Below are 20,012 nucleotides of genomic sequence, written 5' to 3'. Positions count from 1 at the left end.
GCATTCTTGAACGTTGTGAAGGAGGTGTATTTATGCTAAACTTGTATATTTGCCCAACAATCAAATTCATTCGAGACAAAGAGAATATTAATGATGCCAAATGATGCTTCCCATAAGCTTATCCCAATGACCGATTTTGTCATTGAATATTATTCAAACGAAGGATACGCCGATCTTCAGACATTAAATCTGATGAAAAATTATGCTAACTTTCTGAGGCATCCCTTAACGCTTGCCCTGTTTGTTCCTGTAGATCCAAATGGGAATGTCTTGAAGGAACCTAAAAACTATTCTTCCTGGAAATCGCTTAAGCACAATGAAGTTCTTTCCGATGATACTCCTGCTGTAAGCGGATTTGAAGAATACAATGTGTATAAGAAAGCCGAACAAAACTGCTTTTTTGAAGGCTTTAAAGTGGCCTACAATGGGTATTCGGTCGTACGCATTACATCATCCTATGATGAATCGATAGAATTATCTTGCAATAAAAATGACTCAAAATTTCAAACGTTTACGGATATTGAATCCCTTACTGTTTTTGATGAGATCTATCTGAGCCCTACGGCATTAAAAATGATTGGAATCAAAAGGAAATAATAGGGCAGAGATCACTGTTTGACAAATATCAGGAAACGGTTACTCCAAAAAGATGTCCTATCAGTGCCGTTATCCCCATCGCAGCAGTTCCCCAGAAACAAATCCTTGCCACAGCAATTCCGATTTTTGAACCTCCTGTTTTTGCAGAAACAGCTCCCAAAATCATCAGAAAAATAATGGAAAAGCCATATTGAAAATAAACCATCTGATCAATAGGAGCTAAAAGAGATACAAGAAAGGGAAGCATGGCACCTACAGCAAATGATGCCAACGAAGCAATGGCAGCCTGCAATGGCCTGGCCTGGCTGATCTCATTAATTCCTAATTCATCCCGCGCATGGGCTTCCAGGGCATTGTGCTCACTTAATTCAACGGCAACTTGCATTGCTGTTTCCTTACTCACACCTCTTTCTTCGTATATTTTGGCAAGTTCTTTAAGTTCCATTTCCGGCATTTCTTCCAACTCCCTTTTCTCACGCAGAAGATCAGCTTTCTCGGTATCCTCCTGTGAACTCACCGATACGTATTCACCTGCAGCCATGGACAAGGCACCGGCGATCATCCCGGCTAATGCAGCCAGAATGATCGTGTTACGCTGTGATTCTGCAGCGGCAACTCCTATAACAATGCTTGTTGTAGATAATAAACCGTCATTGGCTCCCAAAACGGCTGCCCGCAGCCAACCAACCCTGTTTACATAATGTTTTTCTTGTTGATGATGCATACACGAATGAATAAATGGTTATTCTCATCTTAAATATAAGGAAATAATACCGTATTCTACTTTTGTAAAAGTAAAAAGACAATGCTAAACGCCATTTCAACAATTTATCATTTCGAAAAAAATATTTATAATCTCTAATCAACAGTACATGCACCTCCTGGGGTCAAACATTTGTTTAGAAATTTATTGTTTTACAGGAGCGAGCTGTAACAATAATACAACATTAAAATAACGCAACGCTACAACCAGGATCTATAAATAAATATTCATTCCGGAAAAAAAGCCCCCTAATATCCGTTAAAATGCATTCAGAAAGGGTGTTTTTACAAAAACGATATCCATACTAAACACCCGATATATTAATCGAATATTAAATTATAAGAATATTTAATTATTTTTTTCAAAAAAAATTTGTCATATTATAATTTTTCATATCTTAGTGATGTATTAATCATAAAAAATTATATCATGAAAAATTTAAAAAAATTAGACAGAGAGCAATTGAAAACTATTTCAGGAGATGGATTCCTTGATCCAATCTTAGGATTAGTAGGTGGTGTATTAGGAGGTGTTGGAACTATCGTTGGCGGTACTATCGGTGCTGTTGGTGGTGCAGTTGGAGGAACTGTTGTTCAAGTGATCAAAAATCTTGAAAACGGACTTTGCCAGGTGCAGTGCGGAATCAACAACGTAGTACACATTACTGTTGTTAGCTGTGGAGCAAACACTTGCAACTAATAAAAAATTAAAGACTAATAACCGCTCCGAAAAGGGCGGTTTTTTTATGCTCAGAAATAAGCAATACAAATCTTGGTCACATTAATCAGCGGGTATAGAACCGGAGATTTACGGACAAACTTTTATTTTAAAAATGGATAGGTAAAAAACAGAATATGAATGATATTCAATAAAAAATGACTCAATATATTCACCAGTATATTGTTTGATCTCTGGTAAATTAAACCATACATAATCCCGGCTATTGCAGCATACAGAACATACAATATTCCACCCGCCCAATGCAACGCTCCAAAGCTTAATCCGGCAATAACAACAGCAATTATCTGACTGTTTTTAATATTCAGCAAAGACAAATGCCTTTGAAAGAAACCTCTGAACAAAACCTCTTCGGCCATGACGACAAACAACACATTATTCAAAGCCCATACAAAGAAATACTGATGAAATTTAATATCAATTCTTACAAAACTAAATAATAGGGTGAGTCCCATCAGCAAAAGAATGGTCATCAAAATCAGGGACCAGCTTTTCTTCAAAGCGGACCTGAAACCAGCTCCAGGCGGTACTACAAATAACAACAGGGTAAGTCCTGCCAACGTTTTATCTATATTAAAGTACATTGTGAAAGGAACACCGTCTTTTGAAACCTGTATTTTGTCGAAAATGAGCACATTATTAAACCCCGGCAACAGATGCTGAAAAATAATAATCGAAACAGCCAGAATTACCAGTGCCAAAGTATGATATAAAAACCTGCTATACTTCAGGTTCTTTTCCAGCACAGTATACAGATAGACCAAAGCTGCAAACAACGTTATAATTAAAAATCCTGTAACAGATATAAGCTGAGTGAAGAGGCTCATCATCAAAACAGAAAATAATACTCCTGTTTTAATGAATTCTTTTCTTTCCATATGGTTGATGATACTTTAATTAAACTAATAACTGCTTGGTTTCTGAAAGTAAAAATAATAATAAAAAAGTCAATTAAGAATTTTCTGTTGGAACTGAATAAAAAAGCTCCTGCAAAATGCAGGAGCGATAACTATTGAGAGCTTTTTTTTGATTTATTTATTTTTTAACCAGTTTCAAACTTCCGGTTTTACCTGTACTGGATCTCCATTGAACAATATAAGTACCGCTCAAATGATTTTGAATATCAATAGGAAGCTTTTGTAAACCGGCTTCTAAATCCTTAGAATAAGCATTTATTGTTTTACCATTAATATCTGCTATGTTTATTGAAACTGTTTCCTTACCTGCAGCCGTATAATACAATTCGCTAAGTCCCATGCTTGGATTTGGAGCTATTTGCGGTGTATTTTGAGGGTTTGCTGTTTTTGTAACCGGTATACCACCTCCCGGAATGCATAGATTACATTCAAAACGGGTAATTCTCATGAGATATTTATTGGTAGCAATACAGGTAATCGCAACACCGTATCCGAATTGACCGGTATAGTAGGTCACAGGAGGAATTATAGTCTCATCTCCAACATGGGTTCCAAGCTCATAATATCCGCTTTGTAAGGATGGAGTACTAAAAGTTACATTAACATAGGTGACAGGGGCCGGGCTCCCGGGAAGAAGGTAGATCACAGGAAAATTATAATCCTTTGAGGAAACAACATCTGGAAGAAAAGTATTTGTTCTTATATTAGAGCCAATTTTTATATCCAGGGTAACATTTGTATGGGCGTGCCCTGGTACGGTTTCACCTATAAAATTGTCATCCCTGGTAAAAGTAATGTTATAGGTATCTCTTACAGGAGCAATTATCTGCGCAATTATCTGACTTTGAAAGAAAGACATAAAGGATAAAAATAGAATTAGTTTTTTCATGCAATTAAATTTAGGTTAGTAAAATATTTTTAATAAAATTGAGATTAAAATAGGGTACAGCCAACAAACAACTAGCAACTGAGCAAACTGGTCTAGTATCTGTCTTGTTTTCCCTAGTAATCGTCTATAACATACTATTAAAAGAAACTCCGATAATGCTCATATTAAAAATGATATGACCCATTATCATATCATTCTTCAGTCCGAGCTTTTCAACAAAGTATTTTGAGCTTTCCTGCAAAGTTAAACTATGATTTCCCCCATAACTTTGTCCATGCAAATAATGATACAAGCATGAAAAAGAAAGACCCAACTGTTTTAGGACCAAGATTAATATTAAATGATTATAAGGGAGCTGATGTAGAAGGAGAAGCTTTTGTAACCGACCATATCTTCAGCTATATCCTGCAGGGAAAACATGAGGTATGGCTTGGCAACAAAAAATATTCATTTCAACAGGGAGATTTCAGATTCTTCAGAAGGAATCAGCTGGCTAAATACGTTAAAAATACCGGTACTGAGGGCTTTAAATCAATTGCTATCCATATTGACCAAACCACTTTAAAGGAAATGAGTCATCAATATGGGTGGATAGCAGATGAAATGAATTTGTCCGGAGAAGTGCTTTTGATCAGTCCCGACAATCTTCTCAAAGGATTTACAGAATCTCTGATTCCCTATCTGCAGGAGCCTGAAATTGATCATCATATTCTAATGTTAAAAACCCGGGAGCTGATCATGTTACTGATCAAAAACAATCCACAGTTTAAGAATATCCTTTTTGATTTCAGAGAGCCGGGTAAAATTAATCTCGAGGCATTTATGAACAGCCATTACAGATATAATATCAGTATTGAACGTTTTGCTTTTCTTACAGGGAGAAGTCTGGCCGGATTCAAAAGAGATTTCGAGAAGCTTTTTCTGACGAGCCCCCGCAGGTGGCTCGTCAGAAAAAGACTGGAAGATGCTCAATATCAGATAGAGGAGAAAGGAAACAGGCCTTCTGATATATACCTGGATCTGGGATTCGAAGATCTTTCTCATTTTTCATATGCTTATAAAAAAGCGTTTGGGTACGCTCCCAATAAAAAATAATATCAATAAAAACCAATACAATAATAATGGATATACAATTAAAAGGAAAAAGAGCATTAATTACAGGTTCAAGCTCCGGCCTCGGCGAAGCTATTGCAAAAATGCTAGCAAGTGAAGGTGCTATGGTAATTATCCATGGCCGTGATAAAAGCCGTGCCGAGAACGTTGCAAAAGCAATAATCGATAAAGGAGGATCTGCAGAAATTGCTATAGGGGATCTTTCAACTGATGAAGGAGCAGATCAGGTAGCCGCCGAAGCACTCCAGTCTGGAAAGATAGATATCCTGATTAATAATGCAGGTGCAACTTCCCATAAGTCCTGGGGTGAAGCGACAGCCGATGACTGGCTGAATATTTACAATACAAATGTAGTTTCATATGTACGGATGATTCAACGTATTGTGCCACAGATGAAAAATCTGGGTTGGGGAAGGGTAGTCCATATCGGAGGAGGCCTTGGCATACAACCGATTAAAGAGCAGCCTCATTACAATGCAACCCTGGCTGCCCGTCATAATATGTCTGTTTCGCTTGCCAGAACACTAAAAGATACGGGCATCACATCAAATGTGGTTTCGCCGGGTGCCATTATCAATCCAATGGTGGAAGACTGGCTCAAAAATGCAGCCCCGAAATTTAATTGGGGAACAGATATGGAGGAGATCAAGTACAAAGCTGTCCAGGAGCTTATCCCGAATGACACAGGAAGGTTTGGTGAACCCGAAGAGATTGCCGGAGCTGTAGTATACCTTTGTAGTCGTTTTGCCGACTACATCAGTGGGTCTGTTCTTCGGGTAGACGGCGGTACAATACGTTGCCTGTAAATAATAAAATCCGGCAGACCCGAGTGATCTGCCGGATCAGTAGAATTCATTTGATGCATAATACATCGGTTCTTTTAGACATTTACAGAAAATTATTGAAATAAAAAGGAGACCTTCTGGTCTCCTTTTCTTTATATTTAAAAGCTAACTACCAGTAATTTGCATTTCAAAAAGTCAAATAAACCCCGGATAGCCCTTAGATCAAAAATGTTTTTTACGTAAAACATTTTTATAGAAAAAATGAATATTTTTAAATAAATTAGAGCTTTCCACGATACAAGATTTAACCCTTCAATCATGAACCTGAATTTTAAAAACAATACGCTGAAAAAAATACTAATTCCGCTTTTAATAATAGCTTTTTTATTTTTAGTTGGTGCCCTTTATCAAAAGAAGGTGCGGTATAATTTAGTCACCATTTCAGAAAACAAGGTGTACAATTCAGGAGTTATTCCTCCTGACAAATTACCGGAGGTATTAAAGAGTCACAATATAAAAACGGTTATTGACCTACGGGATGGCCTGCAGCAAACGGAACTCAACCCGGAAACAAAGAAACAGGTAAATGCGGAAGAAAATGCCGTAGATAAGCTTTCAGGTATTCATTATTTCAATTTGCCCACCGATCAGATTCCTCAGGACAGCACGGTAAAAAAGTTTTTATCTATTATGGATAACCCTAAAAATTATCCTGTTTTGATCCATTGTCATCATGGTGTTGGGCGTTCCCGTTTATTCAGCTCACTGTACAGAATTGAATATGAAAATTTCACCAACGAAAAGGCGAGAGCAAATGCCCGTTTCCTTTGGGAGTTCGGTAGTAATTTCTCAAAAAATTCGGACAAAGGAACTTATCTGTTGAATTACAAGAAAAGAGCATCAGGCAAAAAACAGGATTCTTTATAAGAGATAAAAAAATATATCCAACAAACTGAACAAAAATAAATATAATGAAGTACTACCATGTAGATGTTTTCTCAAAAAAGAAATTTTCTGGAAACGGATTGACCATTTTTGAGATTAATGAGGAATTTGATAAAAAGAGCATGCATATTCTAACGCAGGAAATGAAGCAATTTGAAAGTATCTTTTATTATAAAATCAATCCGAACACTTTCAGAGCATACATATTTACAGTTGAAGAAGAGTTGGATTTTGCAGGACACCCCATAATCGGCTTGTCTGCAATGCTTCACGATCTTTATTCCCCGGAAAAGGAGAGAAACAGCTGGACTATTGAGCTTAATGAAAAGCCGGTTGTTGTGGAAACAACAAAAAAAACCAACTATTATTCAGCAAGAATGAATCAGGGAATTCCGGAATTTAAAACGGTATTAAGAAAAGAACAAGAAAATGAATTTTTGAGCTATTTAAATCTGAGCATGGAGGACAAATTCGAAGAATTTCCATTTCAGGTAGTTTCTACAGGTTTACCTTACTTAATAGTTCCTGTAAAAGCCAGTGCATTAGGCAAATCAAAAATTATAATTCCTGATTTAGAAGTTAAGCTTAATGAAATTGGTGCCAAATTCATATTTGTTCTGGATGTTGCCGGAAAGCAGGGGAGAACCTGGGATAATCAGGGTTGGGTAGAAGATGTTGCCACAGGAAGCTCAGCTGGTCCTGTAGGTGCCTACTTAGTTGAGAATAAAATTGCAGAAATAAATAGCGAAATCATTATTGAGCAGGGACATTTTTTGGGAAGACCAAGCCAGATTAAAGTTATGGTCACCGGTGAAAATGAACAAATGGATCATGTTTTTGTAGAAGGGGATGTTTGTAAAATCGCACAAGGTGAAGTATTCATCTGAACAACTCAAAAGACATAACTAAAAGCAAATGTGGCCTGGTTCTTAATTAAAACTTCATCAATATTATCATTTAAAATTCTTCTAATTACTCATCTTTTTTTTATTTAAAGTAAAAAATTGATGATTATTTTATTATCACAACCATTTTTTATTTTCTTTGATCAAGCCTCAAATTACCATTAATAGGATATTTTAAAATAATCCTTCTATTTTATTACAATTACATTTGCAATCGTAAAACACAATTTTATGATGAAAAAAGTATTGTTAGCGTCTGTTTTGGCGTCTACTTTGGCGTCCGCGCAAATTAATTTAAAGTCCACAAGATTTGGGGTCACAGCCGGTGGAAACTTTTCAAGTGTAAGAAACGCACATAACCCTTCTGGTCCGAGATTTACGTTTCAGGCGGGTGCATTGGCTATGATACCTATAGAGAGTACGAACCAGTTTTTTATCCAGCCGGAAGTTACATTTTACGGTGCAGGAGAGACAGGTAGGGACAAAAGTATTAAGGGTAGGGAAGGCTATGGATATGATGCCGTTTATGCCAATAATTATTTGAGTGTCCCTATTTATGTAAAAGGATATTTTTCTTCCAGCGAATCAGAGTTTTTTGCATTGGCGGGTCCAAGATTTAATTTTTTATTAAGCCAGAACGTCAGAAATGTACCAATCAGCAGACCTTATTATGATCCTAATGTAACAGATCCGAAATACCCGGAAATTAGTGGAAAAGCCAATAAGTTTAATTTCGGAATTGGAATAGGGGCCGGCTATAGCTACAAAAGACAATTAGAATTTATGGTAAAATATGATTTTGGTATCTCCAATACATATCCTAAACTTAATGAATCGTGGACTAAAGACCCTCTGACAAAGAAAAGGAAATCTGAACAGGTGATCAGTTTAGGAGTCAATTATATATTTAAATAAAATTGAAACATTCTTCCAAAAACCAGGCTTACAATAAGCCTGGTTTTGTATTGTAATATAAATACTTTGTATTTGCTGTTTACGACATCCCGTAGATTATGATAGATTAGATTGATTATCTTTGGTTAGTACATAAACAGAAAAGACTACTAAATATTTGAGATAGAACAAAGTAGGGATATTGATAGGTTTAGAGCGGTAACATCAGATTTTTAGGATTTTTATTTGAAAAATGCACAATATTTCTGAAATTTAATATTTAAAATCTCAAAACGAATATTAAATAAAACAACTATAATAAATAACAATTATGAAAAAAACAATTACTTTTTTTACTATTATTTTCTCAATAGCTAATATTCAAGCTCAAGAAGATATTGATTTATTGACTTACGAAAACACTCAGGACATTAATTTTTTCAACACTATTAAAAATGGTGCTCAGGTTAAAGAATATATAACAACGAATAAAAATAGTGTGAAGGTTGGTGATACATTAATATTAGGATATCCTACATCTCAAGAACTGAATACAAGAACTTATTCAGGAAGTTATGGAGGTAGAGCAAGAGGAGGTATTGCACAATCAAGAAGTACTTCAAAAAAAACTTATGAATTTATACAAATGGGCAGACCAGCTGGATTTGGAAGTATTATGTCTGCTATGGGTGGTGATGCACAGAATATGGCAGACAACAGTTTAAAGAACACTACGGTTATTGTCAGAGAGATAAAAGCATACCATAGAGGTAGTAAAAACAAGCCTTTGTATGTAGTTATGGTTTTAGGAGAAATAAATGGTCGAGCTTTCGGAATAAATAAATATTTAAGTGTAATGGATACAGAATTAGGAATTGAATCTGGTGAAATTCTTTTAAAAAACAGAAAGATGACTAGAGATGAAGCGATAGCAAAATTAAAGGAAGCAAAAGATCTAGTAGAAATTGATATGATGAGCAAAGAAGAGTTTGACAAATTAAAAACAGAACTCGCACCGATTATCAACAATAAATAAAATAATACTTGTATTCATAAGGGAGCGTACTGAAATTTTTAATTAGAGTTTTGTATTATTTAGAAGGCTTTTATATAAACCATACACAACTTTGTATAGTTAAAACAATCAGTCTTTAGTAAGAATTAAAACAAATTTGCTCTGCCAACTTACAGATAAATTTGACAAGGCATTTGACAACACTTCGTTATAGGGAATTATATGAAAGACATAATATATAAATTAAACAAAGAAATAGAAATTGAAAAAATAATAGCCTTATTATTTGATTCTGATTATTTGCCACTTGAAGATATGAATGATAAAATTCGTTTACAAAAAATGTTCACTAATGCAAATCTGATAGTTTCTGCTTGGGATAATACAAAACTTGTTGGAATTGCTCGTTCTTTGTGCGACTTTAGTTATTGTTGCTATCTTTCAGATCTTTGCGTTGACTTACAATATCGAAATCTGAATATTGGAAAAAAATTAATTGAACTTACAAAAGAAAGTGCAGGCAATGAATGCAAACTAATTTTGCATTCAAATGCAAATGCATTTAAATTTTATGAAAAAATTGGAATGAAAAATATTTCTGAAGCATTTATAATTCAAAGAAATTATTAAGTATGCTTATGATAAAATGATGCATGAAATTATACTAGCATATACAATTTAACATAATATAAATTATAGGACTTTTTAAATTCATTCCGAATAGGGGTAATTATCCTTCATACGCTCATCTTTCTGTCACCTTTTCAAATATCCGATTCTCAGCCATTACAAATCTTGCCATATGGCAATGCAGATTCTTTATAAACCCTATACCTTTATCCTAACCAAAAAATAAAATCATTATGAAACCTAAAATGATCTGGTCAAATCTGGCCGTAGCCAATCTTGAACGTACCCACAAATTTTATACAGACTTAGGATTTAAACCTAATGGTCCGCACACCTCTGATCAGCTGGTAAGCTTTTTCTTTGGTGACAATGATTTTGTGATCCATTTTTTCCTGAAAAATATCCTGGAGTCCAATCTTAAGCCGTTAGAATTCTGCGACACCCAGAAAGTCCATGAGATTGTTTTTACGCTATCTGCAGAAAGCAAAGATCAGGCAGATGACTGGGCTAAAGAAGTTGAAAAAGCCGGTGGCACCATTGTCTCGGCGCCTCAAAGTTTCGGAGATAATTATTATGGATTTGTTTTTTCGGATCCTGACGGCCATACCTTTAATGTATTCCACATGTAGTATTCCTGGATTTAATTCTTATATTTGCCGTAATACAATCCAATATGAACCATTCAAGCTGTTTGCCTCCTCCAAGATTTTAATATTTCTAAAGTGTAACTGAAGTATTAACGCTGATAAAATTTTATTGGCTGTTTTCTAATGCTTCAGATTCAATGACCTATTAATTAAAATCTTTGTCTTTACAGACAGGCAAATTGTCTCATGAAAAAATCATATGTATTATTACATTTGGCCGTTATACTGGCCGGATTTACAGGAATATTCGGAAAACTCATCTCGCTTAGTGAAGGTCTTCTGGTCTGGTACCGGCTGTTATTCTCTACTCTCATTTTATTCGTGATTCTCAAATCGCTGAGAATCCCTTATATGATTTCAACCCGGGGAAAATTCCATATAGCCAAAATTGGAATACTGATTACCTTGCACTGGTTATTTTTTTACGCAAGTATCAAATACGCTAATATCTCCATAGGTGTAGTGTGTTATTGTCTGACCAGTTTTTTTACTGCCGTATTCAAACCTCTTATCGATAAGGAACCGTTTAAGATTTCCGAGCTGTTGTTAAGTTTATTAACGGTTTTGGGGATCAGTCTGATTTTTCATTTTGATACATCATATCAATTAGGAATCGGTTTAGGTGTTATTTCATCCGCTATTGGCGCTTTATATACCATTTTCAACAAGCGCTTGGTTCAACATTATGACACCAAAGTCATTAATTACTACCAGATGCTTAGTGGAACTGTTTGCCTGGGAGCTGTCCTACCGGTTTATCTTTATTTTTTCCCGATGGAAAGTATGATTCCCGGGATGAATGATATCGGTTATCTGATGATCCTGGCTCTCTTTTGTACAGTGGGTCTCTATGTTATATTTGCAGAGGTTTTAAAAAAGATCCCTGCATTTACAGTGAACTTAACCTTCAATCTGGAGCCTGTTTACGCAATTATCATGGCCTTTGTATTCTTTAATGAAAGCAAACAGGTAAATCATTCATTCTATATTGGACTTTCTCTGATCATTACTTCTGTTGTATTACAGACTATCATTTCGATCAGGAAAAAATAATATATACAAACCCTCTTCCTTTATAGTAAGAGGGTTTTTAAATAAATTTAAATCACAAAATAGTGACAAATTAATTATCGTACATGCTTTTCAATCTTGCTCTGTTTATCCGTACTATATCCTTATTCTTAATCTTATGCTTCTTTTGCAGTGGACCTTGCGGGATATGTATTGCTTCTCCCGTGATCAATTGGTTCAGTTTATTTGTCGAAAGCTGTAAGCATTTTTTTATAACAGATGAAAATTTAAGATTAAAATCAAAAGGATATTTAATTTCAAAGGCTATGATATCATGGTCACCATTCAGAATATCTTCTGCTGAAACCTTTTCATACTCCAGCTCATACCGGACACTCTCAAAATCCAGTTCAACATTATTTTTCCGTGCTGTTTCCCTGGAAAACGCGTAATCCCAGGCTGTCTTTGTACAATTCTCCGAAAACTTATTGAAAAGATTTTTATCTATGTTTTCTGGTTTTATACGGGAAAAAATCGTCATGTTATAGGAGCTCCCACATTTTAAACAGTTGTAAATTAACCATATATCGATATTCTTTTTTTGAGCGTTCATCCTGAATTTCTCACTGCAATAAAATCTGTCGCTGCTGCAATGACTGCATTTTCTTTTTAAAAAGGGAGTATTCATTATTTTTACCTCCCAAATATATTGTATCATTTAAAGTATGCTTATTATTCTTCATTAATTTTGGGATATCATTTAATAATATTATAGTCTTGATCCATAAGATGATCAGGACACTGTAGAAATAATTCATGCAATTGCCTTTGTGAGCAACCCAATAAATAATATGATTAAATGAAAAACCTGTTCGGGTATAGAATTACCCAAATAAAGAAGTAATCAGCCTGTGGTTTATAAGGCCGATTTTAAGCTACTATAAGTTTAAGAATGGTTCTCAATGATCGTTGATTTGTGATATAAATATAATCAATCTCTTGTAAACAGCGATTATTTGATCGTTTTTTTATTCGTTACAATTGCTTTTTGAGAATAATATGATTTTTCCTAACCTTTACAACTACCCTGTCTCCGGGCTCAAAGCCGCAATCCAATGCTTTACAAAAGATTTATATAAAACAATTTCAATTTTTTTTGGAAAATATTTGCGTAGCTAAATAACTTCATATATATTTGTAGTCAAATAGCTACACAATGAATTTAAGAAGAGATGTATTCCAGGCAATAGCAGATCCTACCCGAAGATCTATTTTGATGTTGGTGGCTGCCCAATCAATGACAGCAGGAGCCATTGCTTCTAATTTTGATACTGCCCGCCCTACTGTTTCGAAGCATTTACAGATCCTTACGGAATGTGAACTTTTAACTCAGGAACAAAACGGCCGCGAAATGATATACCACCTAAATCCCAATAAAATGAAAGAAATAGCCGATTTTATAGAACCCTTCCGCAAAATGTGGGATGAGAAATTCAACAAGCTGGAAAGCGTGATGAAAGCATATCAAAACATAAGTAGTAAGTAATGGGCAATGAATAATTATACCCAACAACTCTTACTCTCCCCCTCTCAAACACCAAAACACTCAAACCAAAAACATGGAACTAAAAACAAAAATTCACGCCGAAGACGGCAAGCAGGAAATCTTCATCACCAGGGAATTTGATCTTCCTGTCCATCTTCTCTTTAAAGCCTACACAGAACCCGAATTGGTACAACAATGGATGGGAACTAAAGTGGTAAAAATGGAAAATAAGCAACATGGCGGCTACCGTTTTGAAACCTCAAATCCACAGGGCGACGTAGTTTTCAGTGCCAACGGAACGATCCATGAGATCATTCCCGATCAGAAAATAATCCGGACCTTTCAAATGGAAAATACACCCTTCCCCGCTCAGATAGAGTTTTTAGAGTTTGAAAAATTAACTGACACCACCAGCAAAATTACCATCCAAACCATCTATAAATCCGTAGACTTCAGGGACCAGCACCTGAAATTACCATTTGCCCAGGGAATCAATATAGCCCATAATCGACTTCAGGAAGTGGTTAAGGGAATTGAGAAATTAGAGATTAGAAGTTAGAGGTTAGAGGTTAAAGCAATAATAATCATTTCATTTTTTAACCCCGAAATTCGAATCCTGCAAACCTCACCCTCCCACCCTCAAACCCTAAAACTCTCCCACTTCAAACCCTATAACACAAAACACCATGAATCCAAAAACAGACTTTTTCTTTAACGAACCCGGCCAATGGCAAAAAGAATTTAAAAAATTAAGAACCATTGCTTTAAGTACCGAACTTGTAGAAGATTTAAAATGGGGATGTCCCTGTTATACCTATGAAGGAAAAAATATTTTTTTGATCCACGGGTTCAAAGACTATTGCGCCCTACTCTTTTTTAAAGGTGCTTTAATGAAGGATCCTGATAACATCCTGATCCAACAGACAGAAAATGTACAGGCCGCAAGACAAATCCGCTTTACAGATCTGGAACAGATTAATGACCTTGAAAAAACTCTCCGGGAATACATGTTTGAGGCTGTTGAAATTGAAGAATCGGGAATTAAAGTTGAAATGAAAAAGACTAAAGAATTCGAAATGGTGGAAGAATTTCAACAGAAGCTGGATAAAGATCCTGTTTTAAAACAAGCCTTTGAAGCCTTAACACCGGGAAGACAAAGGGCCTACCTACTCCATTTTTCCTCTGCTAAACAAAGTAAAACCCGTGAATCAAGAATTGAAAAATGTATTCCTCAAATTCTTGACGGTAAAGGAATTAACGACTAATCACAAAAAAATTATACTATGGAAACACAATCAAACAAATCCGAAAAAAGAAATAAGATCATCTATTGGATATTTACCCTTTGGCTGGCATTGGGAATGGTATCAACCGCTGCGGTTCAGCTTTTAAAAAATAAAGATGAAGTGGAAAACTTTACCAGCCTTGGATATCCGGCTTACCTCATGACCATTATCGGAGTATGGAAAATCCTGGGTGTAATCGCCGTACTTATTCCTAAGTATCCTTTATTAAAAGAATGGGCTTATGCAGGATTTTTCTTCGTGATGTCAGGAGCTATTATTTCCCATCTTGCTTCAGATCACAATTCAAGTAAAATTTTTGCTTCACTATTGCTTTTGGTACTTACTCTGATTTCATATTACTTCAGACCTGCTGACCGAAAAGTTGGATTTGGTAATAATAATGTATTGTAAGTTTTTTAATCTGATTGAAAATATCTGCATGATCAGTTAGATAAAAATTTAAAAAATATACCTAAAACACATATAATCAGGAACTTCAGGAATACGTGTTATACGAAATCACATCCCATTAAAGAATAACAAAAAAACATCAAATTAATATGAATAAGAAAAAATTAACTTCACAACAGAGTCAGGAGCTTTTAAAAATTCTGAAGACCCGTTTTGAAAAAAATACCGGCCGCCACAAAGGTCTTGACTGGAGTAAGATCCAGACCAGGCTTGAAGCACAACCTGAAAAATTATGGTCACTTTCTGAAATGGAAGATACTGAAGGAGAGCCCGATGTCATCGGTTACGATAAAAAATCCGATGAATACATTTTTGTCGACTGCTCTCCGGAAAGTCCAAAACGAAGAAGCCTATGTTACGACTACCAGGCCTGGGAATCCCGTAAAGCCAATAAGCCGGAAAGTAATGCCATCGACAAAGCGTCAGAAATGGGAATTGAATTACTAACTGAAGAACAATACCGCCAACTTCAGGAATTAGGAAAGTTTGATCTGAAAACATCCAGCTGGGTAAAGACACCCCCTGAAATTCGTGAATTAGGAGGTGCCATCTTCTGCGACCGCCGGTACAATACGGTTTTCATGTATCACAACGGTGCAGATTCATACTACGCTGCAAGAGGATTTCGTGGGAGTTTGAGAGTTTGAGAGTACTTGTGTTTGAGAGTTAGAGGGTGTGAGAGTTTGAGAGTCTGAGAGTCTGAGAGCTGCAATAAGGTTCAAGATGTAAAGTTAAGTTAAGAGTTGAAAGTTGAGAGTTGATAGTTATTATAAAATAAATACTCTCAACCTTAACTGTATCTAGAACTATCTACCAAATCAAACAACCTGATACCAAACCCATTATTCTACAACCCTCATACCCTCAAACTCTCAGACTCTCAAACCCTCAAACACAAATACAACTCCCTCTTAGTCTTCAACTTTTAATTCCCTTATCCACGGTGTTTCCACGCTCCAAAAGATAATATCCACACCCAGATAGTTCCCGGCATATTCTACAAACTCTTCTTTTGTGAAAGGTTTCTTTGTTTTTGGATTTTTATACGTGAGTGTTGGCTCCTGAACTGCCATTGCAACTAAAGAAAGTTGTCCTTTATACTGATTAAAGAAGGGATAGGAATTTTTCATCTGGGCATTTTTGTTGGGAACAATATCAGGACCGCCTAAACCCACATTATTTTCTTTGGCAAACTTAAATAGCCTGGACATATATTGATGATCATTTTCCCATTCACAAGGAAAGAAATTGACATACTGCAAAACGTTGGACTTTTTGAATACCTCTTTTGCAAACTTTAGATTATCGATCTCTGCCTGAAAATACCGGTCACAGCTGAAACCGGTTTTATCTTTTTTCATCTCAATGTCTATAGACGTTTCCGGTAAATTAATGCCCTGAATTCTTCCGTCAAATTTTTCAGCTAAAGCGCCAATGAGCTTTTGAAATCTTTTTTGAACTTCGGGATTCCATTGTTGGGTGACCCAACCATTCCCAACAGGCTTATTTTCACCAGGGTTATCATATTGCGGAACCAATCCTCCTTTATATTCCTTATCCTTTAATATATAATCCGGAACGTATCGGGCTTCGGGTTCAAAAAAGCGGTCCTGAAGCTGAATAAACAACTTTCTATTGAGTTGGCTTAGGAAATTGAGATCATTTTCAATCCGGGAAAAATCATAAACATCTTTTTCTTTTTCCAAAGATTTCCAATTATAAACAATTTGAACTCCTCCGATCTCTTTGCTTCTTATCTTTTTTTCCAGATCATGAAGATCACCTGAAGAAGTATAAATATAATTTTGAGGTTTTTGAGATTTGAAAGAACTTGCTCCAAAGAAAATGAAAGCAAGACAAAATATTTTAAAACTTTTTATCATATCCGATTTTTATTATCCTTTTATAAGCACTTTTTATGCCTAAATGAGCTTTTGATATACGGGAAAATATCCGGGAAAGTTTTTTTTAAGCGATTCTCAGCAATTAGGAAAAATTTGATATACACAAGTATTTCGGGGACTTTTTTTTTAATAAATTTTATTTCCATTAAATATATCTTTGATTTAAATAGTTTGGTTAATTTAGCAAAATCGAAATTTGATTTAATATAATTCTAAGGATATGAAAAAATTAATTATGTTGGGTTCATTATCATTCTTTTTAATGAATTGCAATAAAAAACCGGAACCTGTAACTCCAAAAGTGGAAACCGATTCTGTTGCAGTTGAAGAGCCGGTGGTTGATACATTAGGAACAAAGTCATTTTGCTATTTAGGAGTAATTGGTAAAGACAGTGTTTTTGCATCTATTGATGATAATCTGGGAACCATCTCAGGTAAATTAGCTTATAAAAACAGCGAAAAGGACAGTTCTAAAGGAGATATAACAGGCTTTAAATCAGGAGATACATTAAAACTCACTTATGAATTCCAGTCGGAAGGTACTAAAAGTAAACGCGATATTTTCTTTATTCAGAAAGACAATACATTAATTGAAGGAATTGGAGACCATAAAGAAGAAGGCGGGCAAAGTAAGTATGCCGACGAAAAGAAAGTTGCTTACAAAGATGGGCCGAAAATGAATGTTGCTGATTGTGCGCTTGTATCCAAAGCATTAAAATAAGACACAGCTTCTTGCATCACATTAGCGCCTTTCCAAGAATACAAACCAAAATCATGTTCTATGCAGACACTTCAATTCAGGCCTTTTTCACAGTCCGAATTTATTGAAGATTTAAGGAGAATATTTCCTCAATATAAAATTCAGACAAGTTTTGGAACATTACAGGTTCGTACAAGCGGTTTTACTCTTACCGGAAATGTAAAAATAACGACCAATCCGGGAATAGGTACTGTTACTACACAAACCAACAGTGATATCCCTCTATTTTATTTTATCTTCTCTTTTCCGATCGCTATTTATATCAGAATGAAAAAAGATAAGATAAAACATCTTGAAGATGAAGTGGTTGCGGGTATAAAGCAAATACTTAGGCAAGATCCCCACGGTTAATCAGCCGTGATACAAACTAAAAAAACAGCCATATGGCTGTTTTTTAGTTATGACTCTCTGTTAATAATTTCAATAAAATCATTGATGCCTTCGTCAGGAGTATTCCAAGAAGTAATCAACCGGATTGCAGAATACTGGTCATCGATCTTTTTCCAGATGTAAAACTCAAATTTTTGGGATAAAATATCGATAAGCTCATTACTCAAAATGGGAAATATCTGATTGGTATAAGTCACGGATAAAAAAGCAGTTCCTTTTTCCTGTAGAGCATTTTTTATTTTCATCGCCTGCCGGTTCGCATGTCTGGCCAGATCAAAGTACAGATCATCTTTCATCAGTTCCAGAAATTGGATTCCAAGTAACCTTCCTTTTGCCAGCAAAGCCCCTTTCTGTTTGATATTGAACCCAAAATTTTCCTGAAGAACAGGATTATTGATCACAATTGCCTCCCCTATCAGAGCTCCGTTTTTAGTTCCTCCCAAATAAAAAACATCAGTCAGCTGGGTTACTTTTTCAAGACTCAGGTCACTTACTTCTGCCGTTAAACCATGTCCAAGCCTTGCTCCATCCATAAAAAGATACAAGCTTCTTTCTTTGCAAAATGCGGAAAGATCCTCCAGCTCTCGGGTGGTGTAAATAGTTCCTAATTCTGTTGAGTTGGAAATATAAACCAATTTAGGCATCACCTGATGCGGAACATTGGTATGGCTTTCCAAAACCGTTATGATATCTTCCGGTGTTAATTTCCCGTCTGCTTTTTCAATGCCTAGAATCTTATGGCCTGTAGCTTCAATAGCTCCGGTCTCATTATTTAAAACATGACCTGTAGAAGCAGAAATTACAGCCTGATAGGGTTTTAAAATAGATGAAATAACGATCAGGTTAGCTTGTGTTCCGCCTGAAACGAAATAAATTTCTGAATCTTTTTTTCCTATTTTTTCTCTGATCAGTTGTTTAGCTTCTAAGGAAAAACGGTCTTCCCCATAACCGGCTTCCTGCTCGAGATTAGATCGTAAAAGTGCTTGTAGAATATTGGGATGACATCCCTCTGAATAATCGTTTTTGAATGAAAATTTCATAGATCAAAATTAAAAAAATTGAAGACAACAAGCGCAACATTTCCACAATATTTTGTTAGATTTGTAGGTAAAATCGTCTAACATTTTGAAAACAACATTAACAGAAGAAAATTATCTGAAGGCTTTGTTTCATTTGGTTGATAATGAAGGGAAAGTAACGATTAACGAACTGAGTAAATTTTTAAATGTAAAAATGCCCAGCGTTAATAACATGATGAAAAAATTTGCAGAAAAAAGCTGGGTTGTTTATGAAACCTACAAACCTCTCCGAGTTACCGAAAAAGGAAGACGGGAAGCAGCATTGGTAGTGCGTAAACATAGGTTGACGGAGATGTTTCTGGTGAAAAAAATGAACTTTGGCTGGGAAAATGTGCATGAAATTGCAGAACAATTGGAACACGTACACTCCCAGATCTTTTTTGATAAAATGGATGAAATTCTGGATCATCCGAAATTCGATCCCCATGGAGAGCCTATTCCCGATAAAGATGGAAATATTATTGCTCAGGATCTGCAGAAGCTGAGCAATTGCGAAGTCGGTGAAACCGTAGTTTTTGCATCCGTTACACTCTCAGATGATGCTTTCTTAAGCTATCTCACGGAGAGAAAGTTATTACTGAATACAAAGATAAAGATCATTAAAATTGAGAGTTTCGATAAATCCGTAACAATTGAAATCGAAGGAAAAAAAGAAATTCTAAGTAAAAAAGCGACGGAGAAAATACTGGTAAAAAAGTAAATCCTAAGTATAACACAAATAAGGTGG

At 35.5% G+C, this 20,012-nt stretch carries 25 protein-coding genes; 19 read left to right on the top strand and 6 right to left on the bottom strand.

Annotation, left to right across the window (positions count from 1 at the left end; genetic code table 11):
* Positions 1–90 precede the first annotated feature (90 nt).
* Positions 91–597 (top strand): hypothetical protein, encoded by a 507-nt coding sequence (locus tag G9C87_RS14795; RefSeq protein WP_172282521.1) that lies wholly within the window; start codon positions 91–93, stop codon positions 595–597.
* 28 nt (positions 598–625) lie between these two features.
* On the opposite strand, the gene G9C87_RS14790 is transcribed toward G9C87_RS14795, so the two are convergent.
* Positions 626–1,321 carry a VIT family protein gene (locus G9C87_RS14790; RefSeq protein WP_172282519.1) on the bottom strand — a complete coding sequence of 232 codons (696 nt, stop codon included), beginning with the start codon at positions 1,319–1,321 and terminating at the stop codon, positions 626–628.
* A gap of 468 nt (positions 1,322–1,789) precedes the next feature.
* On the opposite strand from G9C87_RS14790, the gene G9C87_RS14785 reads away from it, so the two are divergent.
* Complete coding sequence (locus tag G9C87_RS14785) at positions 1,790–2,059, top strand: bacteriocin-like protein (protein WP_273648121.1); 270 nt, start codon at positions 1,790–1,792, stop codon at positions 2,057–2,059.
* Positions 2,060–2,181: 122 nt separating this feature from the next.
* Here the strand turns inward: G9C87_RS14785 and G9C87_RS14780 are convergent, their stop codons facing one another.
* On the bottom strand, positions 2,182–2,976 hold the full coding sequence (locus tag G9C87_RS14780) for a CPBP family intramembrane glutamic endopeptidase (protein WP_172282517.1): 795 nt from the start codon (positions 2,974–2,976) through the stop codon (positions 2,182–2,184).
* A gap of 157 nt (positions 2,977–3,133) precedes the next feature.
* A complete protein-coding gene (locus G9C87_RS14775; protein ID WP_172282516.1) occupies positions 3,134–3,904 on the bottom strand; it encodes a T9SS type A sorting domain-containing protein in 771 nt (256 codons plus the stop codon).
* A gap of 294 nt (positions 3,905–4,198) precedes the next feature.
* Here G9C87_RS14775 and G9C87_RS14770 point away from each other — a divergent pair, with 294 nt between their 5' ends.
* From G9C87_RS14770 to G9C87_RS14730, 9 genes are all read left to right on the top strand, one after another.
* A complete protein-coding gene (locus G9C87_RS14770; protein WP_172282514.1) occupies positions 4,199–4,999 on the top strand; it encodes a helix-turn-helix domain-containing protein in 801 nt (266 codons plus the stop codon).
* Between the two features lie 26 nt (positions 5,000–5,025).
* Positions 5,026–5,823: an SDR family NAD(P)-dependent oxidoreductase gene (locus G9C87_RS14765; RefSeq protein WP_172282512.1), complete on the top strand. Its 798-nt coding sequence runs from the start codon at positions 5,026–5,028 to the stop codon at positions 5,821–5,823.
* Positions 5,824–6,120: 297 nt separating this feature from the next.
* Positions 6,121–6,729, top strand: a complete 609-nt coding sequence (locus G9C87_RS14760; protein ID WP_172282511.1) for a dual specificity protein phosphatase family protein — start codon at positions 6,121–6,123, stop codon at positions 6,727–6,729.
* A gap of 44 nt (positions 6,730–6,773) precedes the next feature.
* Positions 6,774–7,634, top strand: coding sequence for a PhzF family phenazine biosynthesis protein (locus G9C87_RS14755; protein WP_172282509.1), 861 nt, complete (start codon positions 6,774–6,776; stop codon positions 7,632–7,634).
* Between the two features lie 252 nt (positions 7,635–7,886).
* A complete protein-coding gene (locus G9C87_RS14750) occupies positions 7,887–8,567 on the top strand; it encodes a porin family protein (RefSeq protein WP_172283470.1) in 681 nt (226 codons plus the stop codon).
* Between the two features lie 310 nt (positions 8,568–8,877).
* Positions 8,878–9,582, top strand: a complete 705-nt coding sequence (locus G9C87_RS14745) for a hypothetical protein (RefSeq protein WP_172282507.1) — start codon at positions 8,878–8,880, stop codon at positions 9,580–9,582.
* Positions 9,583–9,783: 201 nt separating this feature from the next.
* A complete protein-coding gene (locus G9C87_RS14740; protein WP_172282505.1) occupies positions 9,784–10,191 on the top strand; it encodes a GNAT family N-acetyltransferase in 408 nt (135 codons plus the stop codon).
* 233 nt (positions 10,192–10,424) lie between these two features.
* Positions 10,425–10,820, top strand: a complete 396-nt coding sequence (locus G9C87_RS14735) for a VOC family protein (RefSeq protein WP_172282504.1) — start codon at positions 10,425–10,427, stop codon at positions 10,818–10,820.
* Positions 10,821–11,024: 204 nt separating this feature from the next.
* Positions 11,025–11,891 carry a DMT family transporter gene (locus G9C87_RS14730; RefSeq protein ID WP_172282502.1) on the top strand — a complete coding sequence of 289 codons (867 nt, stop codon included), beginning with the start codon at positions 11,025–11,027 and terminating at the stop codon, positions 11,889–11,891.
* A gap of 70 nt (positions 11,892–11,961) precedes the next feature.
* Here G9C87_RS14730 and G9C87_RS14725 read toward each other — a convergent pair whose 3' ends face one another.
* Positions 11,962–12,462, bottom strand: a complete 501-nt coding sequence (locus tag G9C87_RS14725) for a DUF1062 domain-containing protein (RefSeq protein ID WP_228457041.1) — start codon at positions 12,460–12,462, stop codon at positions 11,962–11,964.
* A gap of 603 nt (positions 12,463–13,065) precedes the next feature.
* Here G9C87_RS14725 and G9C87_RS14720 point away from each other — a divergent pair.
* The 5 genes from G9C87_RS14720 to G9C87_RS14700 all read left to right on the top strand — a co-directional run bounded on the left by G9C87_RS14720 (position 13,066) and on the right by G9C87_RS14700 (position 15,799).
* Complete coding sequence (locus tag G9C87_RS14720) at positions 13,066–13,395, top strand: ArsR/SmtB family transcription factor (protein ID WP_172282498.1); 330 nt, start codon at positions 13,066–13,068, stop codon at positions 13,393–13,395.
* A gap of 73 nt (positions 13,396–13,468) precedes the next feature.
* Positions 13,469–13,954 carry an SRPBCC domain-containing protein gene (locus G9C87_RS14715; protein ID WP_172282497.1) on the top strand — a complete coding sequence of 162 codons (486 nt, stop codon included), beginning with the start codon at positions 13,469–13,471 and terminating at the stop codon, positions 13,952–13,954.
* A gap of 127 nt (positions 13,955–14,081) precedes the next feature.
* Positions 14,082–14,660 (top strand): YdeI/OmpD-associated family protein, encoded by a 579-nt coding sequence (locus tag G9C87_RS14710; RefSeq protein WP_172282495.1) that lies wholly within the window; start codon positions 14,082–14,084, stop codon positions 14,658–14,660.
* An 18-nt stretch (positions 14,661–14,678) separates the two neighbouring features.
* The gene (locus tag G9C87_RS14705) at positions 14,679–15,092 is read left to right on the top strand and encodes a DoxX family protein (protein ID WP_172282493.1); all 414 of its coding nucleotides are present in this window, start codon (positions 14,679–14,681) and stop codon (positions 15,090–15,092) included.
* Positions 15,093–15,241: 149 nt separating this feature from the next.
* Positions 15,242–15,799, top strand: a complete 558-nt coding sequence (locus G9C87_RS14700) for a DUF4256 domain-containing protein (RefSeq protein ID WP_172282491.1) — start codon at positions 15,242–15,244, stop codon at positions 15,797–15,799.
* A gap of 264 nt (positions 15,800–16,063) precedes the next feature.
* Here the strand turns inward: G9C87_RS14700 and G9C87_RS14695 are convergent, their stop codons facing one another.
* Positions 16,064–17,035, bottom strand: a complete 972-nt coding sequence (locus G9C87_RS14695; RefSeq protein WP_194304266.1) for a hypothetical protein — start codon at positions 17,033–17,035, stop codon at positions 16,064–16,066.
* Positions 17,036–17,276: 241 nt separating this feature from the next.
* Between G9C87_RS14695 and G9C87_RS14690 the strand changes: the two genes are divergently transcribed.
* Both G9C87_RS14690 and G9C87_RS14685 read left to right on the top strand, forming a co-directional pair.
* Positions 17,277–17,777 (top strand): hypothetical protein, encoded by a 501-nt coding sequence (locus G9C87_RS14690; RefSeq protein ID WP_172282489.1) that lies wholly within the window; start codon positions 17,277–17,279, stop codon positions 17,775–17,777.
* Positions 17,778–17,837: 60 nt separating this feature from the next.
* The gene (locus G9C87_RS14685) at positions 17,838–18,167 is read left to right on the top strand and encodes a hypothetical protein (RefSeq protein WP_172282487.1); all 330 of its coding nucleotides are present in this window, start codon (positions 17,838–17,840) and stop codon (positions 18,165–18,167) included.
* Between the two features lie 47 nt (positions 18,168–18,214).
* Here the strand turns inward: G9C87_RS14685 and G9C87_RS14680 are convergent, their stop codons facing one another.
* Positions 18,215–19,246, bottom strand: a complete 1,032-nt coding sequence (locus G9C87_RS14680) for a threonine aldolase family protein (protein WP_172282485.1) — start codon at positions 19,244–19,246, stop codon at positions 18,215–18,217.
* Between the two features lie 85 nt (positions 19,247–19,331).
* Here G9C87_RS14680 and G9C87_RS14675 point away from each other — a divergent pair, with 85 nt between their 5' ends.
* The gene (locus tag G9C87_RS14675; protein WP_172282483.1) at positions 19,332–19,985 is read left to right on the top strand and encodes a metal-dependent transcriptional regulator; all 654 of its coding nucleotides are present in this window, start codon (positions 19,332–19,334) and stop codon (positions 19,983–19,985) included.
* Positions 19,986–20,012 lie beyond the last annotated feature (27 nt).

The sequence above is a fragment of the Chryseobacterium sp. LAM-KRS1 genome, assembly GCF_013184525.1.
GTDB lineage: Bacteria > Bacteroidota > Bacteroidia > Flavobacteriales > Weeksellaceae > Chryseobacterium > Chryseobacterium proteolyticum.
This window is presented reverse-complemented; position numbering and strand designations above follow the sequence as displayed.

Bases quoted from the DNA above. Each gene is read 5' to 3' on its own strand.
- G9C87_RS14765 (WP_172282512.1), top strand. From the start codon at position 5,026: ATGGATATACAATTAAAAGGAAAAAGAGCATTAATTACAGGTTCAAGC.
- G9C87_RS14750 (WP_172283470.1), top strand. From the start codon at position 7,887: ATGAAAAAAGTATTGTTAGCGTCTGTTTTGGCGTCTACTTTGGCGTCC.
- G9C87_RS14785 (WP_273648121.1), top strand. From the start codon at position 1,790: ATGAAAAATTTAAAAAAATTAGACAGAGAGCAATTGAAAACTATTTCA.
- G9C87_RS14770 (WP_172282514.1), top strand. From the start codon at position 4,199: ATGAAAAAGAAAGACCCAACTGTTTTAGGACCAAGATTAATATTAAAT.
- G9C87_RS14715 (WP_172282497.1), top strand. From the start codon at position 13,469: ATGGAACTAAAAACAAAAATTCACGCCGAAGACGGCAAGCAGGAAATC.
- G9C87_RS14790 (WP_172282519.1), bottom strand. From the start codon at position 1,321: ATGCATCATCAACAAGAAAAACATTATGTAAACAGGGTTGGTTGGCTG.
- G9C87_RS14680 (WP_172282485.1), bottom strand. From the start codon at position 19,246: ATGAAATTTTCATTCAAAAACGATTATTCAGAGGGATGTCATCCCAAT.
- G9C87_RS14720 (WP_172282498.1), top strand. From the start codon at position 13,066: ATGAATTTAAGAAGAGATGTATTCCAGGCAATAGCAGATCCTACCCGA.
- G9C87_RS14695 (WP_194304266.1), bottom strand. From the start codon at position 17,035: ATGATAAAAAGTTTTAAAATATTTTGTCTTGCTTTCATTTTCTTTGGA.
- G9C87_RS14700 (WP_172282491.1), top strand. From the start codon at position 15,242: ATGAATAAGAAAAAATTAACTTCACAACAGAGTCAGGAGCTTTTAAAA.
- G9C87_RS14685 (WP_172282487.1), top strand. From the start codon at position 17,838: ATGCAGACACTTCAATTCAGGCCTTTTTCACAGTCCGAATTTATTGAA.
- G9C87_RS14705 (WP_172282493.1), top strand. From the start codon at position 14,679: ATGGAAACACAATCAAACAAATCCGAAAAAAGAAATAAGATCATCTAT.
- G9C87_RS14760 (WP_172282511.1), top strand. From the start codon at position 6,121: ATGAACCTGAATTTTAAAAACAATACGCTGAAAAAAATACTAATTCCG.
- G9C87_RS14780 (WP_172282517.1), bottom strand. From the start codon at position 2,976: ATGGAAAGAAAAGAATTCATTAAAACAGGAGTATTATTTTCTGTTTTG.
- G9C87_RS14730 (WP_172282502.1), top strand. From the start codon at position 11,025: ATGAAAAAATCATATGTATTATTACATTTGGCCGTTATACTGGCCGGA.
- G9C87_RS14725 (WP_228457041.1), bottom strand. From the start codon at position 12,462: ATGAACGCTCAAAAAAAGAATATCGATATATGGTTAATTTACAACTGT.
- G9C87_RS14740 (WP_172282505.1), top strand. From the start codon at position 9,784: ATGAAAGACATAATATATAAATTAAACAAAGAAATAGAAATTGAAAAA.
- G9C87_RS14710 (WP_172282495.1), top strand. From the start codon at position 14,082: ATGAATCCAAAAACAGACTTTTTCTTTAACGAACCCGGCCAATGGCAA.
- G9C87_RS14755 (WP_172282509.1), top strand. From the start codon at position 6,774: ATGAAGTACTACCATGTAGATGTTTTCTCAAAAAAGAAATTTTCTGGA.
- G9C87_RS14775 (WP_172282516.1), bottom strand. From the start codon at position 3,904: ATGAAAAAACTAATTCTATTTTTATCCTTTATGTCTTTCTTTCAAAGT.
- G9C87_RS14735 (WP_172282504.1), top strand. From the start codon at position 10,425: ATGAAACCTAAAATGATCTGGTCAAATCTGGCCGTAGCCAATCTTGAA.
- G9C87_RS14745 (WP_172282507.1), top strand. From the start codon at position 8,878: ATGAAAAAAACAATTACTTTTTTTACTATTATTTTCTCAATAGCTAAT.
- G9C87_RS14690 (WP_172282489.1), top strand. From the start codon at position 17,277: ATGAAAAAATTAATTATGTTGGGTTCATTATCATTCTTTTTAATGAAT.
- G9C87_RS14795 (WP_172282521.1), top strand. From the start codon at position 91: ATGATGCCAAATGATGCTTCCCATAAGCTTATCCCAATGACCGATTTT.